Below are 21,944 nucleotides of genomic sequence, written 5' to 3' on the forward strand. Positions count from 1 at the left end.
GTTCCATTTCTATATTTTTGCAATAGGCCAATCATCCTATTTGTGGAACTCCTCATTATTTTCCTTCTGACATTGCTGAACGGCGTGTTTTCGATGTCAGAAATCGCTCTAGTCTCCTCCCGTAAGTCCAAGTTAGAAACAGCCGCCAAAAACGGCGATCGCCAGGCGCAGGTAGCACTCGACCTGTCAAATTCCCCCAACCGGTTTCTGTCGACCGTTCAAATCGGTATCACGCTGATCGGTATTTTACTCGGTATTTTCTCGGGCGATAAGTTGACCACCGACGTGCAGGAGTATGTGGCCCAAATCGAGTTCATCCGGCCGTATGCGCACTCTGTAGCGGTTGTCCTGGTACTCTTGCTGCTCACCTACCTCTCGCTGGTTTTTGGCGAATTGGTGCCAAAGCGAATTGGTCTGTCCAATCCGGAAGGTATTGCCAAAACCATGGCCGCGCCCATGATTTTTCTCTCGCGGCTAACATCGCCGTTTATCGCCCTGCTGACTATTTCGAGTGATTTATTGCTTAAGCTATTGAATATCCGGCCGAATGAAAGTGCCGTGACCGAAGAAGAAATCAAAAGCCTGATTCAGGAAGGAACCTCGGGGGGGGCCATCGAAGAAATTGAGCAGGAAATCGTGCAAAACGTTTTTCAACTGGGCGATCGTAAGATTACTTCCCTCATGACAAACCGGCAAGAAATTGTTTTTCTTGATCTGGAGGACGATTTGATGGAGAATAAAGCCAGGATTCTGGAGCATAAGCACTCCGTTTATCCGCTCTGCAATGGAGGAGTCGATGAAGTGGTTGGCTTAATCTATACCAAGGATTTTCTGGGAAGAGATCTCGACTCGGAACTGATGCATCTGGGAGATATGAAACGGGACGTACTGTTTATCCCTGAGAACAACCGGGCTTACCAGGTTCTGGAGCGGTTTCGGGAGCGCAGGCAGTACGTGGGCGTCATTGTCGATGAATATGGGGGAGTGTTGGGTATTATCACACTCAATGATATTCTGGACGTACTAGTTGGCGATATTAACGACGATGTCCATTCCGACTATGAAATTCGGGAACGTGAAGATGGTAGCTACCTGATTGATGCGCAATTGCCGTTTGAGGATTTTCTGTCGGCGTTGTCGATCAATATCAATGCGCAGATGCGTCGTGACTTAACCGGATTCGATACCCTGGGTGGATTTGCGTTATACATCCTGAAAGACATTCCGCAGGCGGGTGAATCGTTTGTCTGGCATGGCTACCGGTTCGAGATCGTCGATATGGACAAGAGCCGAATCGATAAGATAATGGTCAAGAAACTGGCCGAAGAATAAACAGCGACCCTGTTTTGCGGGTTATAGGGGAAATCAAACTCAGCAACACCCATGCGACACTTCAGCCCCGATCCCAGCGAGTTGACAGGCGGTACGTCCAGCCGTGTTCCATCTGGTATGGACAATGATCCCAATGCCGATGAAGAAGTGATTGACCAGCAGGCTGGTGAAGAATATCCAAAACCCGTCGAACAACCAGCGAAGATTGTTCCCGACGATCTGGCAGCCTCAATAGCGTATGCGCTCGACGGCAGCGGCCCCGGCCCAACGAATGATAAACCGAACGTGTCGGGTCACAACGTAATTTCCGAAGGCATAACGGGTGCCGGACCTGACGACGAAGAGGAAGCTTTACGGGCTTAATCTCAATACGCATCGATTGCTACACATTCTCCTACGTAAGAGGATGTATGGGAACAGAAAGCCTGATAGTACCTCCGATTTTATACTACTTCTTTATACTGCATTCGGTACAAATTGGCGTAGAAGCCTTCCTGTTGTAGTAATTCTTCGTGATTGCCCTGTTCAACAATGCGGCCCTTATCCACAACAATAATGTTGTTTGCCTTCTGAATCGTTGACAGCCGGTGCGCGATAACGATAGCCGTTCGTCCTTTCATCAGCTTGCCAATCGCATTCTGAATCATCTCTTCGGTTTCGGTATCGACAGATGAGGTGGCTTCGTCGAGGACAATTATCTTAGGATCCTGTACCATCGCCCGCACAAACGAGATCAACTGACGCTGCCCAACGGAAAGGGTTGAGCCGCGTTCCATAACATTGTACTCGTATCCGCCGGGTAACCGTTCAATAAAGTCGTGAACGCCGACCAGTTTGGCCGCTTCTATTATTTTCTCCCGGCTTATTCGTTTGTCGCCCAGCGTGATGTTGTTTTCAATGGTGTCGGAAAACAGGAAAACATCCTGTAACACAACCCCTATATTCCGGCGGAGATGACCCAGCTCATATTCGTGAATATCTGTACCGTCAACCCGTATCTCTCCCTTATTGATGTCATAAAAACGGCTTAACAGATTGATAATGGATGACTTACCTGCGCCTGTTGCGCCTACGAAAGCCACCGTATGGCCCGCATTAACCTTAAACGAGATGTCGCGGAGTACCCAATCTTCGTTGTTGTAGGCAAACCAGACATCCTTAAACTCAACGGCACCCCGAATGGTGGTGGGAGCGTAAGTGCCCTCATTAACCGTGAACTCATCACTGTCCAACAGTTTCAGAATACGATCGGTACTAACGATACCCATCTGGAGCGTATTGAACCGATCGGCCAGCATCCTGATTGGGCGAAAGAACAGGTTGATGAACATGACAAAAGCCGTAACCGTCCCGAACGTAACGTCCGAACTGATGATCTGTTGGGCACCGTACCAAACGACCAAGCCAACGGCCACCGCCGAAATAATATCGGCAACGGGATAATAGACGGAGTAATACCAGATGGAACGGATGTTGGCAGCCCGGTGCTCGTTGTTGATCACTCGAAACTTTTCGGCTTCAATTTTTTCACTGCCGAAAATCTGGACGATGTTCATGCCCGTAATGTGCTCCTGAACGAACGAGTTCAGGTTAGCGACGGCCGTTCGCACTTCATTGAACGACTTTTTAATTTTTTCCTTGAACACATACGTACTGAACAGCATGAGCGGAATGGTCGACAGGCTGATTGCCGCCAGCCGCCAGTCGGTGTAAAACATGACGCCGATGATGAGAATCAGTTGCAGGATGTCGCCCGCAATGGCTGCCATGCCCTCGCTGAATACATCGGCTAGTGTTTCAACGTCAGAAATCGAGCGCGTAACTAACCGACCGATGGGCGTGTTGTCGAAGAATTTTAGTCTTAGATGCAGTATTTTACGGTACAGCTGTACCCGAATATCGCGGATCACGTACTGCCCCAGCCAACCGGAAAGATAGGTGTTCAGAAACTGGATAACGGCCTGTGCAACGAGTACGCCAATCATAATGACCAGCATGACTGTCAAGCGCTGGTAATCACCCATGGCAATCACATTATCGATGGTGTAACGGATAAGCAGGGGCGTTAGCGGAGCCAGGCAGGCTGCCAGCATAATGATGCCGATCAGGAGGTAAAAGCGCGCCTGGTATGGTTTTACAAACGCGTACAATCGCCGGAGGATAGCAAGGTCAAATATCCGGCCAGCGGTTTTCTGTTCTTCGTTCACAGGGTAACTAAGGGGCAAGTTCAGATGGGTAACAGTGTTTTCAAACCGAACGTTTCACCGAATCAGGCATTTCCCGACTAATGGTTGCAATCCTGGAGCCTTCCGTTGAGATGCCGTAAAAACGGGTACGACTTAGCTTTTTTGGGAGAAATGCCGATGGGAGAAAATGGTAAAGCAGCGACTATTTACGCGCTTTGTTAAGGTAAAAAAGCCGGAAAGCTAATGCTTCCGGCTTTTTTACGCTACGAAAAATAACGAGTTAAGAGACTGTTCCTCCGTTCCAGACGGCGTCGCCGGGGGCAATGAGGGCTAATTTGCCGTCACGATCTTCGGCCATCAGGATCATGCCCTGCGATTCGAAACCCATCATTTTGCGAGGAGCCAGGTTGGCCAGAAACGTTACCTGTTTGCCAATAATATCTTCCGGCGCAAAATGCTTGGCAATACCGCTCAGAATCTGGCGTCCGCCCAGGCCGTCATCCACCTTCAGTTTCAGAAGCTTGTCGCTCTTGGGTACTCGCTCGGCTTCGGTGATCGTGCCGATACGGATGTCCATTTTGGCAAAATCATCGTATGTAATTTCGTCCCGAAGGACCGGAACGGTCTTGGTTTCTAACTCATTCATGTGTTTGGCCGTCAGTAATTTCTGAATCTGTTTGTTGATTTCGTCGTCCTCGATTTTAGCAAAGAGGAGCTCACCTTTGCCCAGCAGATGGCCTTCGGTCAGCAAATCGACCCGACCAGCATTGGTCCAGTTGAAGTGCTCGGTGATGTTAAGCTGGCTGCGTAATTTCTCGCTCGTAAATGGTAGGAACGGTTCGCAGACGATGCTCAGGTTTGCCGAAATCTGAAGGGCAATGTTCAGGATGGTGTTTGCCCGCAGCGGATCGGTCTTGACAACTTTCCAGGGTTCGGTTTCGGCCAGGTACTTGTTGCCCAGACGCGCCAGATCCATAAGGTGCCCGAGAGCTTCCCGGAATTTATATTGGCTGATGGCCTGCCCAATACGGTCCGGGAAAAGCGCGAGTTCGTTAAAGACGGTTTTGTCATACTCGGTCAATTCACCCCGGATAGGTACACGGTTGTCGCAGAATTTCTGCGTCAGCACAACCGCCCGGTTTACGAAATTCCCGAAAACGGCAACCAGCTCGTTGTTGTTCCGCGCCTGAAAATCTTTCCAGGTAAACTCACTGTCTTTGGTTTCGGGAGCGTTGGCCGCCAGCACATAGCGTAGCACATCCTGCTTACCCGGCAACTCGTCGAGGTATTCGTGCAGCCACACGGCCCAGTTGCGTGACGTACTGATCTTGTCGCCTTCGAGATTCATGAACTCGTTCGCCGGTACGTTATCCGCCAGAATATAGCTTCCTTCGGCCATCAGCATGGCCGGAAAAATAATGCAGTGGAAAACGATGTTGTCCTTGCCGATAAAATGGACGAGCTTGGTATGCTCGTCGCGCCAGTACAATTCCCAGTCGCGGCCCTGCTCCTCCGCCCATTCCTTGGTCATGGAAATATAACCGATGGGGGCATCGAACCAGACGTACAGCACTTTACCCTCCGCATCGGGAAGCGGTACTTTAATGCCCCATTCCAGGTCGCGGGTCATAGCGCGGGGGCGTAACCCTTCCTTCAGCCACGACTGGCATTGGCCAAATACGTTCGTTTTCCATTCCGTATGGCTGTTAACGTATTCCTCAATCTTAGGCTGCATCCGGTCCAGTGGCAGAAACCAGTTTTTGGTAGAGCGCAGGCTGGGTTTGGAGCCCGACAGCATGGAATGTGGTTCAATGAGCTCGGTGGGGCTGAGAGCGGTGCCGCATCGTTCGCACTGGTCACCATAAGCATTGGGGTTGCCGCAAACCGGGCAGGTGCCAACAATGTACCGGTCAGCCAGAAACTGCCCGGCTACGTCGTCGTAATATTGCTCGGTTACTTCCTCATCGAAGTCACCTTTTTCGTAGAGTTTCGTGAAAAATTCCTGCGAGGTTTCGTGGTGGATCGGGTTTGACGTTCGTGAGTAAATATCGAACGAGATACCAAACTCGCTGAACGCCTGCTTGATCTGGCCATAGTATTTATCGACAACCTCCTGTGGCGTGATGCCTTCTTTTTTAGCTTTTATGGTGATGGGCACGCCATGTTCATCGGTGCCGCTGATGAAGGCAACATCTTTACCCGTCGAGCGGAGGTAGCGAACGTAAATGTCGGCGGGTAGGTAGCAACCGGCAAGGTGCCCAATGTGAATGGGACCGTTTGCGTAGATCAGAGCTGCCGTGACGGTATAGCGCTGTGGATTTTCTAGAGACATAGATTGGTTTCGGTTTTCGGTTTCTGGTCTTCAGTTTACCCGTGGCTTGAACGAACCACCGCAAACCGGGAACGGAAAACCTTATTTGCCCGCAAAATTAGCAATTCAGGGCCGAACGTTGTTATGTTTACACAAAGAGAACTGCCGGGCTGCTATGGAGAACACCACGCCGAATACGAATAATTTCCTCAACTGGGTCGAAATCAAAAACTTCAAGTCGATCAAAGACCTGCGGCTGAACTGCAAGCGTGTAAACGTATTTATCGGCAAGCCCAATGTAGGAAAGTCGAATATTCTGGAAGGGTTGGGGTTGTTGGGAGCAAGTTATAATGATGAAAAGTATTTAAGTGGTGCTGTTAGATACAATGAAATTAGAGAGCTATTTAGAGATAATAATCCTGAAAAACCTATCATAATTGCAACTAATCAAATTACTGCGGTGCTTGAGCAAATTAATTTTGGTGAAATTGTTTCTGAGGCACATTTTAATTTAAAAAGAGAAAGTGGACCATCTACATATAGGAGTTTCTCCTTGGATGAAAGAGGTAAATTAGGAGCATTTGGTGCTGGCGTCTTTAATGAACGTAGTAAGAAAGATCATTTTGATACTTATCGTACTAGTCCAATCAAGAAGTATGATTTTAAACAATTAGATAACTTCAAAAACACGTTTAGCCAGTATTTACTTCCACCCCATGGAGGTAATTTATATGCGGTAATAGATCGAACCCCTAAGCTGTGGCAAGAATTTGCGAAGCTCTTTCAAGACCAAAATTTAGAGTTCGTATTATCTGACCATGAGCAGAGTTTTGTCCTCCAAAAGAAGGATGGCTCACGAGTAAAGCAATACCCATTCTTCTCAATCGCCGACACCTTCCGGCGATTCATGTTTTACATAACAGCTATTGAGTCCAATGAAAACTCTGTAATTGTTTTGGAAGAACCGGAAGTGCATTCATTTCCACCCTATGTGAAAACACTAGCTCACAGGATTTTATCTAGCGAGACAAACCAGTTTTTTGTTTCAACGCATAGCCCATACCTGTTGCAAACGCTAATTCGTGAACTTGATGCGGCAGATTTGTCAGTGTTTATAACCTATTATAAAGATTATCAAACGTGTGTTAGAGCATTGACACCCGATGAGTTAGAGGAGGCTGAGGATTTGAGTATTGATTTGTTTTATAACCTTAACCGTTACGAGCCGAATGCCTGATCGTAACATCCAGTTTTTGCCTGAATGTCACGCAGATACAGCGCTCCTTCGGCACTTTATACCCGACCATCGACGTAGTATACACAGTTTAGGCTGCCCAGAAGTAGCCAGATCGATGCTTTCACCAAAAGCTGATGAGTACCGATTAATTGGCATGGTCGATAACGATCCCGATTTAGACACGCGTTGTAAAGGCTTCTTTAAAACATTTGAGCTTGTAACGCAGGAGCACAAGGTGATATTTCGACGGAATCTGGTTCGTCAGCAATACCTGATAGTTATTGATAAAGCTATAGAAAGTTTTTTACTGTGGAATGCCGAACAAATTGGTTTACAGATGAATGACTATGGGTTTGGGGCAACCATAAAACAGTTGAAGGATCAAACCAAATCGCCAACTATCGAAACCGATCCCAATTACCTCCGCCTTCTCTCGGACCTACATACTCGACAAGCCCCCGGCTTCCTCACGCTTGAACGCATTTTGAATGAATTCATCCTTACGTAAATCGGTCTTCATTACCGGGGCCACTGGCTTTATCGGTTCGCATATTGCCCGGCGTTATCTGGCCGATGGCTATGCGGTTACGGCGCTGTTCCGCCCGACGAGTGGATACGGACTTCTGGCCGATGTGGCCGACCAGCTTACCTGGCATGAGGGTGATGTATTGGATATTCCCTCACTGGAAGCGGGTATTCAGGCGGGACGGTCGGATAGCCGCACCTCCGACGGTTCGGTGGATGTTATTCATGCCGCTGCCATTGTCTCGTTCGTTCCCAAAGACCGGGATCGGATGGAGCGGATCAACGTGGAGGGAACGGCCAACGTCGTGAATGTTTGTCTGAAAGCGGGTGTCCGAAAACTAGGCTATGTTAGCTCCGTAGCCGCCATCGGCCGACCAACGGCAAAAGGCGGAAATACTGGCCAGCCCATGTTGATCGATGAGGAACTGAAATGGGAAGAATCGCCGAACAATTCTACCTATGCCAAAACGAAATACTGGGCAGAACTGGAGGTGTGGCGGGGTGTTGCCGAAGGGCTTAACGCCGTCATGGTCAATCCGTCCATTGTGCTCGGCGTGGGCGACTGGAATCGCAGTAGCCTTCAACTGATCAAATACGTATACGATGAAAGGCCGTTTTACCCGTCTGGGTTAGTCAATTACGTCGACGTCCTCGACGTGACCGATGCGCTTGTTGGCCTGATGCAGTCGGACGTGCGCTCCCGGCGGTTCATTTTAAATGGGGGCACCATTCCGTATCGTTCGTTGTTAGAACAACTAGCCACCGTGCTGGGTAAGCGGCCACCGACACTGTCGATTCCGCCCGCCATGAGCCGTCTACTTTGGCCTCTGGAGGCTGTGCGGGCCTGGTTGATGGACAAAACCCCGCTTATCACGAAAGAAACGGCCCGGTCGGCAAGTTCGTTATACCAGTACGACGGGCGAAGTATTGAGAAGGTGCTTGATTTTCAGTATCGAGCACTGAGCGAGACCCTGAAGCGTGTGGCAGACGCCTTTGGGCAGCTTCGAAACGGTCCGTAATTTTTCGGTTCGGGGGTTGGAGTTTCGCTTTTTTGAGTTTATATTGAAGTGCCAAAGGATAAATCGCACCATTGGTGCGGCCCCTATCCGCCCACATTTTGAAGGCAATAGCATGGAGCAAGAGTTCGAAGAACGAGAAGGCGATATAAAAGAATCAATCCGGCGTTTTGAGCAGATGCTGGATCAGCAACAAAGTCAGTTTTTCGACCTGGATGTCTATGAACAAATGATTGAGCATTATCTCAATCAAGGTGATTTAGACAAGGCGTTTAAAGCCGCCGAGGCCGGGCTGGAAAACTTTCCTTACGCGCTGGAACTGATGCTCGATAAAGCCCAGATTCTGGCTAATTTTCAGCGGTTTGACGAATCGCTGGATTTGCTGGAAAGGGCTTCTTTGTTTAATCCCGGTGATCTGGATGTTCCTTTTATGCAGGGATCGGTACTGAATATGGCTGGTCGTTATGAAGAGTCCATTCAGGTGCTCGAAGAGCTGCTGGACCGCGCTGAAGATAAGGATGACATTCTGTTTCAGCTGGGGCAGAGCTACCAGAACTGGGGTAAATACGACGAAGCCATTACGCAATACAAAAAATCTATTGCGCTCAACATCAATAATGAAAATGCACTTTACGAGCTGGCATTTTGCCTGGATGTAACGGGTGAACTGGAGAACAGTTTGTCCTATTACCAGCAACTGATCGACACGGACCCGTATTCCTACAATGCCTGGTATAACATCGGCATTGCGTATAGCAAACTGGCCCGTTATGCCGAAGCGGCTGAAGCGTACGATTATGCAGTTATTATCAAAGGAGACTTTGCCTCGGCGCATTTCAACCTGGGCAATACCTACATGAACTTGGGGCTGTTCGAGAAAGCCGAAGCCTGTTATCGGGAAACGCTGAAGTATGAAGAAGCGACGGCCGATACCTTCTGCCATCTCGGCGCCAGCCTGGAAAAGCAGGATCGCATTCCCGAAGCCATCAAGGAATACCGCGAAGCCATCAAGTTAGATGCGATGTGGGATGAAGCCTGGTTTGGGATCGGTGTCTGCCTGAGCGAATCGGGTAAGTGGTACGAAGCCCTGCCGTTTTTGCAAAAAGCAGTTAAACTGAGCGACCAGAACGGTGAATATTACCTTGCCATTGCCGAAACGGAATACAAAATCGGGAATGTCCTGTCGAGTGTTGAAGCGTTTGAAAAAGCAGCCGAAGTCGACGCGGAAAACCCCGATGTGTACCTGACGTGGTCGCTGGTGCCGTTCGATCAGGGCGACTTTCTACGGGCCAACGATATTATCCAGTCGGGTATCAACGACATGCCTGCTGAAGCTGACCTGTATTACCGCTCGGCCGTTTATTTGATTCATGCCGGTCATTACCGCGAATCGCTCATCCAACTGGAAGCCGCGCTCGCGCTGGATTATGACGCGCATGTTCAGCTATTCGAGTTCTTTCCCGAACTGGAAAAACAGAAAGCTTTGTACAAGATCATTCAACAGTACAAGAAAGAGTAAACACAGTTTTAACAGTTATGAAAAGTCGCTTCCCTTTCACGAGAAGCGACTTTTTGTTGTTATCAATATTGAAAAAGTATTTTTCATTTTTATTGAGAAGGAGGGGAGCCAGATAGGTTTTACGCCTTCTCAATTACACGTAAATCGCCTGTAACTTCCTGGTCAGGGGGAACGGATTGGTACACGATTCAGTTAAACGACCAATTGATTATGCATGATAAAAAATTACGTTTATAGCCTGCAAAAAGCGGAATGCGTTTTGCAAAGCAGATGCCTTGTTTTACGTCTACTCTTCATTAGCTTTTTGGCAGTTGCCTCATCGTCAGTTAGTAGCATTGCTCAGGTTGATTCTACTCAACAGGTAAAGCACCCGCAAGGTGCTGTTTCCTCCGGCGATTCGCTGGCGGATGTATGGGATGTGTATTATCGATACATCGACCGGAAAGGGCATAGACGTGCGGAGAAAGATAAGCCGGGTTTACACACGACCGTCTTTCCGGAGTTAGCCTATGCCCTTCAAACGGGCGTGGCGATCGGGTTAAACGCAAACCTATCGTTTACCAGCGCAAACCCCGAGCAGAACGTTTCGACCATTATTTCCACCCCGCAGTATACACAGTACCGACAGGTTATCATTCCGGTTGTCGTCAATTTCTGGACAAAAGGAAATCGGTATAATATTGTTACGGATTGGCGTTACTACGACTATTCTGCCGATAACTTTGGTTTAGGCGATAACTCGCCCGGCAATGCGGATGACCGCCTGATGTATTCCTATCTGCGTTTTCACCAGGCTGTACTGCGTCAGGTTGCTCCAAATCTGTCGATTGGCATTGGGTATGCGCTCGACTATCACTGGCATATCCAGGATGTGAACAAGACTCCTCAGATAAATGATGATTTTGGCCACTATACGTCGACTGATCATACGGTCTCATCCGGGCCTACGTTCAGCGTGCAGTATACCAACCGACGCAACCCGAATAACCCCCAAAGTGGCTTCTTCGGGAGCGTAGTTGTACGGCCAAATTTACAATGGCTGGGCAGTGATCAAAACTGGCAATCGGTTGTGGCTGATTTTAGAAAATACATTCCGCTATCGGCAACGGGTCGGCACATTCTGGCGTTCTGGAACATGAACTGGTTGAGCGTAGGTGGGCAGGCACCGTATCTGGACTTGCCCAGTAGTGGCTGGGACACCTACTCGAATATGGGTCGGGGTTATGTGCAGGGCCGGTACCGAGGTCGTAATCTGGTTTATCTGGAAGCCGAATACCGTACCCAGTTGCTGAACAACGGGCTGTTGGGTGCGGTGGCCTTTACTAATATGCAGACCTACAGCGATTATCCCGACACGAGCCATTTTGGTCGGGTGTTGCCGGGTGGGGGCGTTGGGCTACGGGTGAAAATGAACAAACAGTCCAATCTTAACCTGGCAATCGACTACGGCATTGGCATTGGCGGGGCGAGGGGTTTCTTCTTCAACTTTGGCGAGGTATTTTAGGCACCGTTTGATCTGGTACTTAGTGAAGTTAAGTTCTTAAACCTGACTTCACCGGCGTTTACCACTGAGTAAGCCGAACGATTTAGGGAAAGGATCAGGCAAACCGATCCGGACTAAAAGCCTTGATTTCCAGGCTATCGGCTGCGCCATTGACAAGTTCGCTTACCAGCTTGCCCGTCGCGGGGCCTAAACTCAGTCCCATCATACCGTGCCCGGTAGCCAGGATTACATTATCGAATCGTTCTGTCCGGCCAATGTAGGGTAAACCATCGGGTGAACACGGACGTAAACCCCGCCACACCATTTCCACATCGGGCATGGCAACCGGCATGTCGGGGTAATATTGATTGATGGACTGAACGATGCCCCGCACCCGGTTCATGTTGACGGTCATATCCGTACCGGCTACTTCGAGCGTACCCGCAAAACGCAGATCGTTTCCCATCGGGGTCGCCGTAGCGCGTGCTTCGAGCATGATAGCGGGAATACGAATCGTATTTTTAACGTTGCGAAGCGCGAAACTATAGCCTTTTCCGCCCTGCATCGACAAGTTCAGATTCAGCAACTGGGCTAACGACGGCGACCAGGCTCCCCCCGCTACGACCAGTTCGTCGATGGGGAAATCACCCTGCTCGGTGTGTACCGACGTAATGCGCGCCTGATTTTTGCCGAAACCCGTGACGGTGTGGTTTTCCAGAATGGTAACGCCCTGCTTCCGTAAATACGCCACCAGCGAACGGATCAATTCACCCGGATTGAGATGCGCATCGCCCGGATATAACACGCCCCCGCGCACATCGACCCGCGTGTGGGGCTCCAGATCCTGCACCTGCTGTCCGTTCAGCACCTGCGCGTCAATACCCGCCCGATTCGCTACACTGGCTTCTTCGGCCATTTCGTGCTCGGCCGATGCCGTTTTATACAGCATCAAGAGACCCCGTTCCTGCCATTCAAAATCCAGATCGCCATTGGCGGCCAAATCCTGATATAAGGTTTTACTTAACAGACTAATGTCGCGCAAAACCGGAATGGAGTTCGCAACATGTTTGGCTGTCGAGTGCTGGTAAAATAACCAACCCCAACGAGCCAGTTCCATGTTCAGGCGGGGCTTTACGTAAAATGGGCTGGTGGAATCAAGCATCCACCGCATGCCTTTGGCGATCATGCCCGGCTGTGCCAGCGGAATGATATGGCTGGGTACAATCATCCCGGCATTACCAAACGAGCAACCGTCGGCAATGGCCGTCTGGTCGAATAGGGTAACGTGGTGCCCCGCCTTGTGTAAATAATAAGCGGAACTAAGCCCAATGATACCTCCGCCAACAATGCCAACTCTAGTCGAGGACCGATGTGTCATATTACCTGAAACCCATAAGCATAAGGGTCGTCTTCATCCAGAATAAGGTGGTTGTAGCCATGAATCCGGGCCCAGCCTTCAATGCTTGGTACAATGGCTGGCCTGGTGGCCAGCTCCGTTTCGGCCTCGATGCGTCCGTTGAAAATGGATCCGATAATGCTTTCATGGACAAACGTTTCGCCCGGTTTCAGGCGGCCCTGCGCGTACCACTGCGCCATTCGGGCCGATGTGCCCGTGCCGCAGGGTGAACGATCAATGGCTTTGTCGCCGTAAAAAACAGCATTGCGGGCGGTTGAGGTTTCCTGCAGCGGTTTACCCGTCCACAAAACATGACTGAGCCCGTTGATGGTCGGGTTTTCCGGGTGAACAAAGGTGTATTGCTCGTTCAGGCGCGTTCGCATCTCGCGCGCCCAGCCAATAAGCTGTTCGGCTTTGTAGTGCTCCAGTCCCGGAAAATTCGGTTGAGGATCGACGATGGCGTAGAAGTTGCCTCCATACGCGACATCGACCGTCAGCAGACCCAGTTCCGGGCAGTCGACAGTTAGTTTTTCAGCTGCGAGGTACGACTTGATATTCGTAATCTTCACCGATGTTACTTTCCGGCCTTCCTGCTGGTATTCGGCCCGAACGAGTCCGGCGGGTACTTCCAGATTCAGAACACCGGGCGTTTTGGGGCGAATCAGGTTTTGTTCAATCGCTACCGTCACGGTGCCAATCGTGCCGTGTCCACACATGGGCAAACAACCCGAAGTTTCGATAAACAGGACGCCTGCGTCATTGGCTGGATTGGTGGGTGGGTACAGAATACTGCCCGACATCATGTCGTGGCCGCGTGGCTCAAACATCAACCCTTTCCGAATCCAGTCATATTCACGCAAAAAATGCTGCCGTTTCTCGCTCATGGTTTCCCCCTGCAGAAACGGAATGCTGCCGCCCGTCACTACCCGGACCGGATTGCCGCAGGTATGAGCGTCGATGCAGAAAAAGTGATACTCGGCCATGTGTTTAGTGAAGAGTAAAAAACGAATTGGCTACATTCGGCCTGTATGTAGGCTACGCGCCTACGCTACATTTAAAACGGGGCGTTTCGCCAAGGCCGTTTGAATAATCTGCTCCACCTGGGCTCGTTCGGCACCGATGAGCGGTAGGCGGGGAGCCCGAACATATTCTGAACCGATGCCGGTAGCCTGAGCGGCCAGTTTAATGTATTGTACCAGTTTCGGGTGAATGTCCAGTTCGAGGAGGGGCATAAACCAGCGGTAAATTTCCAGTGCTTCAGCAAGTTGACCAGCTTTTGCCAGGTCGTAGATCGCGATTGTTTCCTGCGGAAACGCATCGACCAGACCACCCACCCAGCCATCGCAGCCGAGCAACAGGGCTTCCAGGGCCAGCGTATCGACACCACCCATCAGTTTGAACCGGTTGCCGAAGGCATTTCGCATGCGGGTAATGTTGGTCAGGTCACGGGTCGATTCTTTGACTGCCTGAATGTTGGGTAGCTCTGCCAGTTCGTCGAACATGGCCACCGTCGTCATGATTTTGTAATCGTACGGATTATTGTAAATCATAATGGGCAGGGCCGTCTCCTCCGCAACCGATCTGAAGAACGTAACCGTTTCGCGGGCATCGGCCGGGTAGCGCATCGGCGGGAGGAGCATCAGCCCATCGGCTCCATTCGCTTCGGCCTCGCGGGCGCGGGCAATGGCCTGTTTGGTTCCTTGCTCGGCTATGTTGATCAGAACAGGAACTTTATCCTGACAAACGCCCAGTGCTGATTGTAACAGCGTGATTTTCTCCTCATTCAGCAACGTACTGGCTTCGCCTAATGAGCCGCCAATGATAAATCCGTGTACACCCGCGTCGAGCTGGGCCTGCAGGTTTTTCTCGAAGAGTGGAATATCTAGTTCATCATCAGCTGTAAATGGCGTTAAGAGCGCGGGATAGACACCTTCCCACAGGACAGATACATTCATTGGCGTATTGGAAATGTTAAGTGCTTTCGTTGAACGGCTTGATCGTTTGCCATCACCAAAGTTCATTATTTATGAAAAAGTCTCGTTGCCAATTATTCGTGGATACTGATACTTATTTCACAATATTCGCGACATTGCTGCGAAAATCAGCTAAATAGGTATTAATGAAACCGCTTCTCTTTCGGGTACCCGCCGTCGATGACCGCTCGTTTCGAATTGAGCAGGATAGTGCTCCTCACTTCTATGGACACCTGCACTTTCATCCCGAAATACAACTGACCCTCATTCAGCAGGGGGAAGGTACGCTGATCGTCGGCGATAAAATAGACCGCTTCGGTCAGTACGATATACTGTTGCTCGGCGCTAACCTGCCCCATGTTTTGTTGAACGATCCCCGCTATTATCTGCCCGCTTCAACGCAGTTAGTGGCCTCGGTTACTGTACTTTTTAAACCGGAGCATCTGGAAGCAACCATGCTGAGTCTGCCGGAAACGAAGCATTTAAGCGTTCTGCTACAAGAAGCCCAGCACGGCGTCCGGCTGCGCTGCGGAATAAGTAACGCACTCACGGCACAGTTGGAAACTATGCCAAAACAGCGGCCATTCGAGCAGTTATTAAGCTTACTATCTTTACTGGATAACCTGGCAACACATCCCGATCGGGAGGTGTTGTCGGCTACGGCTTACACGAGACCCCAGCGACCAGACGATCAGCGTCGGCTGGAGCAGGTTTTTTCGTATATTCTGCAACAGTACGCCCAGCCCATTTCTTTGGAGGACGTAGCGAATGTGGCAAACCTGACGCCCGGCGCTTTCTGTCGATTTTTTCGGCAACATACGCGCAAAACATTTTCGCAACTGCTCAATGAAGTTCGTATCGAACACGCGTGTCGGCACTTGCGCGAATCGCGGGAAAATATCAGTCAGATTGCTTTCAGTTGCGGTTACACGAACCTGTCAAATTTCAATCGTCAGTTTAAGGAAATTGTGGGCATGCCCCCCGGCGAATACATTCGGAGCTATCGTATATAGCGCAGAGTATCAGTTCTTTGGGCGAAGCGACGACGCCCGTATAATAAGCTGGGTGTCCATAATTCGGGTTTCTTTAACGGCCCCCGTATCGCTGGCTTCTATTTGGTTGAGCAACAGGCGAACCGTTTCCGTGCCCATCTCCTGAATGGGCTGACTGACACTGCTCAGCGGGGGAGAGAAGAAGGCAGATACGGGTTCGTTATTAAAACTGACAACCGCCACATCGTCGGGTACCCGAAGTCCTTTTTGTTTCATGGCATAAATGGCCGGATAAGCCACCCGATCACTGATCGTAACAACGCCATCGGGCGGTTGTGGTAGACTCATCAACGCTAACGTTTGCATAACCGTGTTTTCCTGGGTGTAGTCGCAGTGAAACACATAGTGGTCGTCGGGCGGTAGGTTGTGTTTCGCCAGCGCAGCCTGATACCCTTTTATGCGTTGGTTGCTCAAGAGTAATCGGGCCGGACCAGCCAGAAAGCCGATTCGCTGACAGCCGTTCTCAATTAAATGTTCCGTGGCCTTGAAAGCGGCAGCCTCATTGTCGACGATGACTTTTGAAACATCGATGCTTTCGGCATACCGATCGAACAGGACAAGGGGAATATTTTTGCGGGCCAGCCGTTCGACATGCTCATAATTATCGGTATCGCGCGATAGCGAAATGATGAATCCCTCTACCTGGCTTCGTAGTAAATTCTGAATGTTCGTGATTTCGCGGAGGTATGATTCATTGGTTTGGCAGACCAGCACGCTGTATCCCGCCTGAAGGGCAGCCTCTTCGATACTGTTGAGCATCGCAGAGAAAAAATGATAGCTCAAATTGGGCACAATCACACCAATGGTTTTGGTGCGGCTTTTGGCTAAGTTTTTAGCCAGCTGGTTCGGTTGATAATCAAGCTCTTCGGCTAGCTTAACTACGGCATCCCGTGTCGCCGGATGAATCTCAGGTAGTCCCCGTAACGCCCGCGACACAGTCGAAATGGAGATGTTGAGCGAGCGGGCAATATCTTTAATGGTTACGGGTGTATTCTTCATAACATGAGCAGGCCTCTTCGCAACATACGTACCAGCCCTAATTTTCTCTGGAATGTGTAAAGGATTCGGAGAGTCATTGGAACCGTTGTCAATACTAACGAAAAAAGTTTAAAGATTTTACCCTTCGTCCAATTAGGAGCGGCCTGTCCGTCTTGCTGGTCAGCGATCGTGCATACCCTTCGGGGTCGGCAAGATCAGGATGCAGAAATTTACGGCAACGTTCAATTCCGAAAACCAAAAAAAGGAAAGGATCGTAACTTCGCGGCAGCCCTGAGCCTTCGCTCATCAGCCCGTTTGCGAAGTGGTAAAGGTTCACTCAGGCGCAATAGCAACCGTTTTCGAATGAATATACTCCTGCTCAAAATAACACTAATGCCTTCCGTCATTGCGCTGGTTACGCTGGCCATTCGAAAGTGGGGCAGTAAAGCAGGTGGCCTGATTGGCAGCATGCCCTGGGTGGCGGGTCCGATTCTTCTATTTTTTATCCTGGAACAGGGCAAGGCGTTTGGTATCTATTCTATCCAGGGGTCGATGATCGGCATACTGGCGTTGATCAGTTTTTGTGTCAGCTACTCTGCGTTTTCCCGAAAACTAAGCTGGTTGCCCACGCTCCTGATCTCGTACGCGCTATACACGATTACAGCGTTGGTATTCAAGTATTTACAATTGAACGTATACGTTAGTTATGCCCTTGTTATGCTCAGTATCGTGGTGAGTCTACAGGTTTATCCGTCGCCTACCGGACCGCCAGCAAGCACCCGGCGATTGCCCTTCGATATTCCGATTCGGATGGCTGTTGCTACGGTGTTCGTTCTGGCTATCACGGCATTAGCCAGCATACTGGGCCCAAACTGGAGTGGTATTCTCACGCCCTTCCCAATCATGACGACTATCCTGGCCATCTTTACCCATACGCTCCAGGGAAGCAGCGCTACCATTACAACACTTCGTGGCCTAGTTATTGGCCTCCTGGGGTTCACTACGTTTCTTTTCTTGCAGGCCTTTCTGCTCAACGAATTTTCGATTGCACAGTCCTTCGGGATTGCCTTTGTAATCAACGTGCTGATCAATTTGGCCGCGAGCCGGGTGTGGTAATACTGTTGGGAAGCGGGTCGTGGAGCTACCGGGCATTGAGCCACTGTTTGATCAACTTGCTTAAAAAGCAATAAACAATGAGCTCATGTTGCCGCTGGTTGTCGATAAACAGGCGATTGAGGAATAGATGCGTGATCGACGATATCAATCGCTCGGGCGATTGCGCATCGGCCAGCCGGAGCTTTTCATAAAACGTCGTGGCCTGTACCTGATAAGCGGTCAATAGCGCGGCCAGCGGTTGTTCGTCAGGGCCGGGTTTCACAAGTAAATTCTTGTAGTCACGAAATAAGGTGTTTACGTCTGTCAGGAATGATTTATCGACCCGAAATTCGCGAAGAAAGCTCGCGCACCAGGTTTCTACCAGGTTGCACTGGCTTACCGGATCGTATTGCCAGGCCGTAAGTAGCTGATGAACAACCAAACAGCCAACGCGCAGCCGCTGCCAATCGGCCTGTCCATTGAGTTGAGCTAAAAGGGTTAACACAGTCTGGCTATCATAGCTAAACCAGGTTTCACACGCGTCGATAGTCGCCAGCCCAAACCGCTCTATTTCCCGCTGGTAAGTATCGAACTGCACCAAACGAATGCGGCTGTCAGTAGTCATGCGTTGATTGGCCCAGGAACTCACGGCACTGAGCAAGGTCTGCTCCTGCCCCTGGCTGGCCAGAAAACGAATACGCAGGTGATTCTCCGGATCGACATAACGGATAAAAAACCAGGAGGCTACCAGATCTCGATGTGCCGGATCTGCCAGAAAAACGGGCAGGTTTTCCCGCAGTAACTCATCCAGGCAGGCCGAACCCGCGTAGAGTTTTACATAGATCCAACGGGTTCCCGGCGCGAAGCTGCGGGTAAGCACAGAAGTCTCTGACGGTTGGGAAACGGGTGGTTGACACTGGGTGAACGATGGTTGTTCACGGCGCAACGGAATGAGCAGCTCGTGGTTCCACCGCTTTTGGTCATCCGACCGGACTACGGATTCCGTGGTGGCATCGAGCCATTCCACCAGCGTTGCCTGGCCATCTCGTTTGAGCGTTTGCCGCAGCAGCGTGCGGCCAGTCTGTGTGTCAACATCCAGTACCAACTCGTTGTCCCCTTCGACCAGCAACACAAAGCGGGGCAGCCCATAAGCCAGTCGCCAGGATGACCAGTCTGCGCCAAAATCGTGCCCAGCATCTTCTGACCGAACATGCCAGCGGGCCCGGCTTAGCAGGACGGACCGAAACTGCACCCGGGGGAGAAAAGGCATCGTTGACAGGGCTCCCCAGTCCCAGCCCAGCCGCAGACTGGCATCCTGGTGTTGAAGGTCATACAGAAATCGGTAATGCATCAGCCCGCCTGACAGAACGTTGTGCGCCGTTGACAGGCGGGGGATAACGCGTTGGTTGAGCTTTTTCGAGTATAGAACAACCTGCTGACCAGTGGGCATGCTAATCGAGAGGTCGTGAAGGGGTAATTGCCGAGTCTCCGGCACCGCCGACTGGGTAAGAATGGGTATTTCGTACGCCCGGAGAATAGGCCGGCGCAGCACATTACCCGTTCGGGCGGTTGGTAAATGGACCAGTTCGGCCAGCCGTATGTCGGGGTAGGTTGCCTGCTCGTCTTCCAGGCATTGCTGCAAACGGGTTTCGAGTTCAGGGGAAAGGTGGGCAAAACGACCTACTAAATTAGCCGCCGACGGGCCGCCCATTCCTTTCAACAAAAATAGAGGATCGGGCTGGTCGGTAACGCGAATCAATTGGCCCAGCGCATACCCACTGGCGGGTAGCACCCTGTTCGCCTGCACCGGCAAAACACGATCCAGATCATTTAGAGACAGTGTAATTGTAAACTGTCGCTTTCGGATGGCTTCGCTGTATAGCCGCAACAGATGCTCAGAAACGGGAGCTGGCGTTTGGGTGGCCAGCGCGGACGCTGTCCAGGGCAGGCTGTCTAGCCAGGGGGTAGGAACACCCGGCTGACTATCATACCCAACCCCCATATCGGGGTCTAAGGCCGTCAGCAGGGCAACCGACTGGTGTTCGTAGCGGGCAAAAAAACGTTGCCTGAAGGCGTCGAGCCTGGGTTGAACCAGGGGAGGGCTTCGGTTCGCCAGATTCGATAACGAGCTTGCCAGCAACGTTTTCACCGAGGTACTCAATACGTTCGTGTCGGCAGATAAAAAGGCATCGCATTGCACAAATGAGGTACTGGTAGTCGGTACCAAGGGCTCCAGCAGGCTTTTAAGCTGCCGATGAGCCGCTGCATCAGGCTGATCGAGTACGTGTTGCACCTGGTTGAGCCGGTCGACCAGCGAAACGGTTTCCGATAACTCGGAAAGGCGCGAAATCAGTACGGCCAGTGGGTCGGGGCCTGTCAGGGTTGCGCTCAGTTCGGAGCACAAAATCTGATTGTCGATGAGCGCGTTGAGGTAGGCCGACGCGTCATGGGCATCAGCCCCCGATGCGTGCAGCAGCTTCGCAAGTTGCCCGAACGATACGCCCGGCCGGGCCGCGTCGAGCAGTTGCTGCAGGTTTACATCGGTATCGACGGCCTGCTGGTAGTAGGTACGCTGGCCATCCTGCTCGGTATAGCCTATATACCGTAGCGTATCTCCGGCCACCCACAGGCTTTCGTTGGGTTTGTAAAGCAATTGCTGGCGAACAGCCGGAAGGGCGTTGATCGCCCCAATCAACTGACTGACCAAACCCATATCCAGGCGAACGTTGCGCCGAACGGCCGGTCTGGCATGCAGGTCAGAAACGGCTCCCCATGTTCCTGAACTGATTCCCGCAAACAGGCCAAAGGGCGTGCTGCGGGTGGTCATCCGGATGTAATATTTGTAAAGTGTGAGCAGAAAACTATCGGTCGGCTGCAACCGGCCGTCCTGCCAGTCGACCAGCAGGGCGTGAACCGCGGGCGACGCGTAAGAAAGAGCTTCCTGACACAGCGGATCCGTATAAACGGCCTGAAGAACGTCGGCCAATGGTATGCCGTTCTTGAGCCGTTGCTGAATGGCCAGGTAATCGTCGATGGCAAATAGCGGCCGACGCAGCACAAAGAAATCGGCTGGCAGCAGTTGGGTCATACGAAAAGGAGTTACTTATTCTGAAGAATCGATTTCTGCAGCAGGGTAAGCAGGTCGTCTTTATAGCGTCCGGATGTCGGAATGCGGGGAGCGTCTTTCATAAACAGTTCGTTGCCGTCGATGGCGTTGATCATGCGGATGGCCACAATGTAGGAGCGGTGTACCCGCGCAAACTGCCGCGCTGGCAGCCGCTCTTCCAGTTCACCAATGCCGCTATACGTTACGATCTGCTCCTGCTTACTGGTAAAAATGGATACGTAATTTTTGAGCCCTTCAATGTAAACGATCTCGTCGAAATTGACCTTGCGTAATTTTCCCTTATGTTCCGTTTTAACCAGGATAAAATCGTCGGCGATAGGGGCCGTTATAGGGGCCGTAAGTTGCTGCCGGTTGAAATAGTTGAGGGCTTTTTCGGTGGCCTTCAGAAACCGGTCGAACGGGATTGGTTTCAGCAGATAATCGAGAGCGTTTCGGTCAAACCCGTTCAGCGCAAACTCACTGTAAGCCGTTGTGAAAATGATCTGCATGTTCCCGCCGTACAGATCAACGAATTGCAGACCCGTCAGCAGGGGCATCTGGATATCGAGAAACAGTAAATCGACAGGGTTTTGTCTGAGCTGTTCGATGGCCTGCGGAGCCGAGGTGGTACTGCCGGTAAGGTGAAGGTAGGGGGTATCCGAAATGTATTTCGTCAGCACATTGATGGCCGCCTGTTCATCATCCAGGGCAAAACAGTTTATCATAATAAAATAA

17 protein-coding genes are annotated in these 21,944 nt (G+C 50.9%); 9 read left to right on the forward strand and 8 right to left on the reverse strand.

The window, feature by feature from the left end; translation table 11 throughout:
* The first annotated feature begins 42 nt into the window (after positions 1-42).
* Complete coding sequence (locus ACYU8Y_RS08105; RefSeq protein WP_460936006.1) at positions 43-1,332, forward strand: hemolysin family protein; 1,290 nt, start codon at positions 43-45, stop codon at positions 1,330-1,332.
* A gap of 51 nt (positions 1,333-1,383) precedes the next feature.
* Complete coding sequence (locus ACYU8Y_RS08110) at positions 1,384-1,695, forward strand: hypothetical protein (RefSeq protein ID WP_460936008.1); 312 nt, start codon at positions 1,384-1,386, stop codon at positions 1,693-1,695.
* A gap of 80 nt (positions 1,696-1,775) precedes the next feature.
* On the opposite strand, the gene ACYU8Y_RS08115 is transcribed toward ACYU8Y_RS08110, so the two are convergent.
* Positions 1,776-3,539 carry an ABC transporter ATP-binding protein gene (locus tag ACYU8Y_RS08115; protein ID WP_460936010.1) on the reverse strand — a complete coding sequence of 588 codons (1,764 nt, stop codon included), beginning with the start codon at positions 3,537-3,539 and terminating at the stop codon, positions 1,776-1,778.
* A 259-nt stretch (positions 3,540-3,798) separates the two neighbouring features.
* The gene (gene metG, locus ACYU8Y_RS08120) at positions 3,799-5,850 is read right to left on the reverse strand and encodes a methionine--tRNA ligase (RefSeq protein WP_460936012.1); all 2,052 of its coding nucleotides are present in this window, start codon (positions 5,848-5,850) and stop codon (positions 3,799-3,801) included.
* A gap of 46 nt (positions 5,851-5,896) precedes the next feature.
* On the opposite strand from metG, the gene ACYU8Y_RS08125 reads away from it, so the two are divergent.
* From ACYU8Y_RS08125 to ACYU8Y_RS08145, 5 genes are all read left to right on the forward strand, one after another.
* Positions 5,897-7,066, forward strand: coding sequence for an AAA family ATPase (locus ACYU8Y_RS08125; protein ID WP_460936014.1), 1,170 nt, complete (start codon positions 5,897-5,899; stop codon positions 7,064-7,066).
* A gap of 115 nt (positions 7,067-7,181) precedes the next feature.
* On the forward strand, positions 7,182-7,574 hold the full coding sequence (locus tag ACYU8Y_RS08130; protein WP_460936016.1) for a hypothetical protein: 393 nt from the start codon (positions 7,182-7,184) through the stop codon (positions 7,572-7,574).
* Positions 7,555-8,610 carry an NAD-dependent epimerase/dehydratase family protein gene (locus tag ACYU8Y_RS08135; RefSeq protein ID WP_460936018.1) on the forward strand — a complete coding sequence of 352 codons (1,056 nt, stop codon included), beginning with the start codon at positions 7,555-7,557 and terminating at the stop codon, positions 8,608-8,610. Before ACYU8Y_RS08130 ends, ACYU8Y_RS08135 begins: the two co-directional genes overlap by 20 nt.
* Positions 8,611-8,722: 112 nt before the next feature.
* A complete protein-coding gene (locus tag ACYU8Y_RS08140) occupies positions 8,723-10,126 on the forward strand; it encodes a tetratricopeptide repeat protein (protein ID WP_460936020.1) in 1,404 nt (467 codons plus the stop codon).
* A gap of 304 nt (positions 10,127-10,430) precedes the next feature.
* Positions 10,431-11,630 carry a BamA/TamA family outer membrane protein gene (locus ACYU8Y_RS08145; RefSeq protein WP_460936022.1) on the forward strand — a complete coding sequence of 400 codons (1,200 nt, stop codon included), beginning with the start codon at positions 10,431-10,433 and terminating at the stop codon, positions 11,628-11,630.
* Between the two features lie 94 nt (positions 11,631-11,724).
* Here the strand turns inward: ACYU8Y_RS08145 and ACYU8Y_RS08150 are convergent, their stop codons facing one another.
* The 3 genes from ACYU8Y_RS08150 to ACYU8Y_RS08160 are packed head-to-tail and all read right to left on the reverse strand — an operon-like array spanning position 11,725 to position 14,960.
* Positions 11,725-12,987, reverse strand: a complete 1,263-nt coding sequence (locus ACYU8Y_RS08150; protein WP_460936024.1) for an NAD(P)/FAD-dependent oxidoreductase — start codon at positions 12,985-12,987, stop codon at positions 11,725-11,727.
* Positions 12,984-13,988, reverse strand: coding sequence for a 4-hydroxyproline epimerase (locus ACYU8Y_RS08155; protein ID WP_460936025.1), 1,005 nt, complete (start codon positions 13,986-13,988; stop codon positions 12,984-12,986). Before ACYU8Y_RS08155 ends, ACYU8Y_RS08150 begins: the two co-directional genes overlap by 4 nt.
* A gap of 60 nt (positions 13,989-14,048) precedes the next feature.
* Positions 14,049-14,960, reverse strand: coding sequence for a dihydrodipicolinate synthase family protein (locus ACYU8Y_RS08160; protein WP_460936027.1), 912 nt, complete (start codon positions 14,958-14,960; stop codon positions 14,049-14,051).
* 164 nt (positions 14,961-15,124) lie between these two features.
* Here ACYU8Y_RS08160 and ACYU8Y_RS08165 point away from each other — a divergent pair, with 164 nt between their 5' ends.
* Positions 15,125-15,991 (forward strand): helix-turn-helix domain-containing protein, encoded by an 867-nt coding sequence (locus tag ACYU8Y_RS08165; protein WP_460936029.1) that lies wholly within the window; start codon positions 15,125-15,127, stop codon positions 15,989-15,991.
* A gap of 9 nt (positions 15,992-16,000) precedes the next feature.
* On the opposite strand, the gene ACYU8Y_RS08170 is transcribed toward ACYU8Y_RS08165, so the two are convergent.
* The gene (locus ACYU8Y_RS08170; protein WP_460936031.1) at positions 16,001-17,029 is read right to left on the reverse strand and encodes a LacI family DNA-binding transcriptional regulator; all 1,029 of its coding nucleotides are present in this window, start codon (positions 17,027-17,029) and stop codon (positions 16,001-16,003) included.
* 342 nt (positions 17,030-17,371) lie between these two features.
* On the opposite strand from ACYU8Y_RS08170, the gene ACYU8Y_RS08175 reads away from it, so the two are divergent.
* Positions 17,372-18,124 (forward strand): hypothetical protein, encoded by a 753-nt coding sequence (locus tag ACYU8Y_RS08175; protein ID WP_460936033.1) that lies wholly within the window; start codon positions 17,372-17,374, stop codon positions 18,122-18,124.
* Between the two features lie 25 nt (positions 18,125-18,149).
* Here ACYU8Y_RS08175 and ACYU8Y_RS08180 read toward each other — a convergent pair whose 3' ends face one another.
* Both ACYU8Y_RS08180 and ACYU8Y_RS08185 read right to left on the reverse strand, forming a co-directional pair.
* Positions 18,150-21,191, reverse strand: coding sequence for a lantibiotic dehydratase (locus ACYU8Y_RS08180; protein WP_460936035.1), 3,042 nt, complete (start codon positions 21,189-21,191; stop codon positions 18,150-18,152).
* Positions 21,192-21,202: 11 nt separating this feature from the next.
* Complete coding sequence (locus ACYU8Y_RS08185; RefSeq protein WP_460936037.1) at positions 21,203-21,934, reverse strand: LytR/AlgR family response regulator transcription factor; 732 nt, start codon at positions 21,932-21,934, stop codon at positions 21,203-21,205.
* Positions 21,935-21,944 lie beyond the last annotated feature (10 nt).

It is taken from the genome of Spirosoma humi (genome assembly GCF_054776575.1).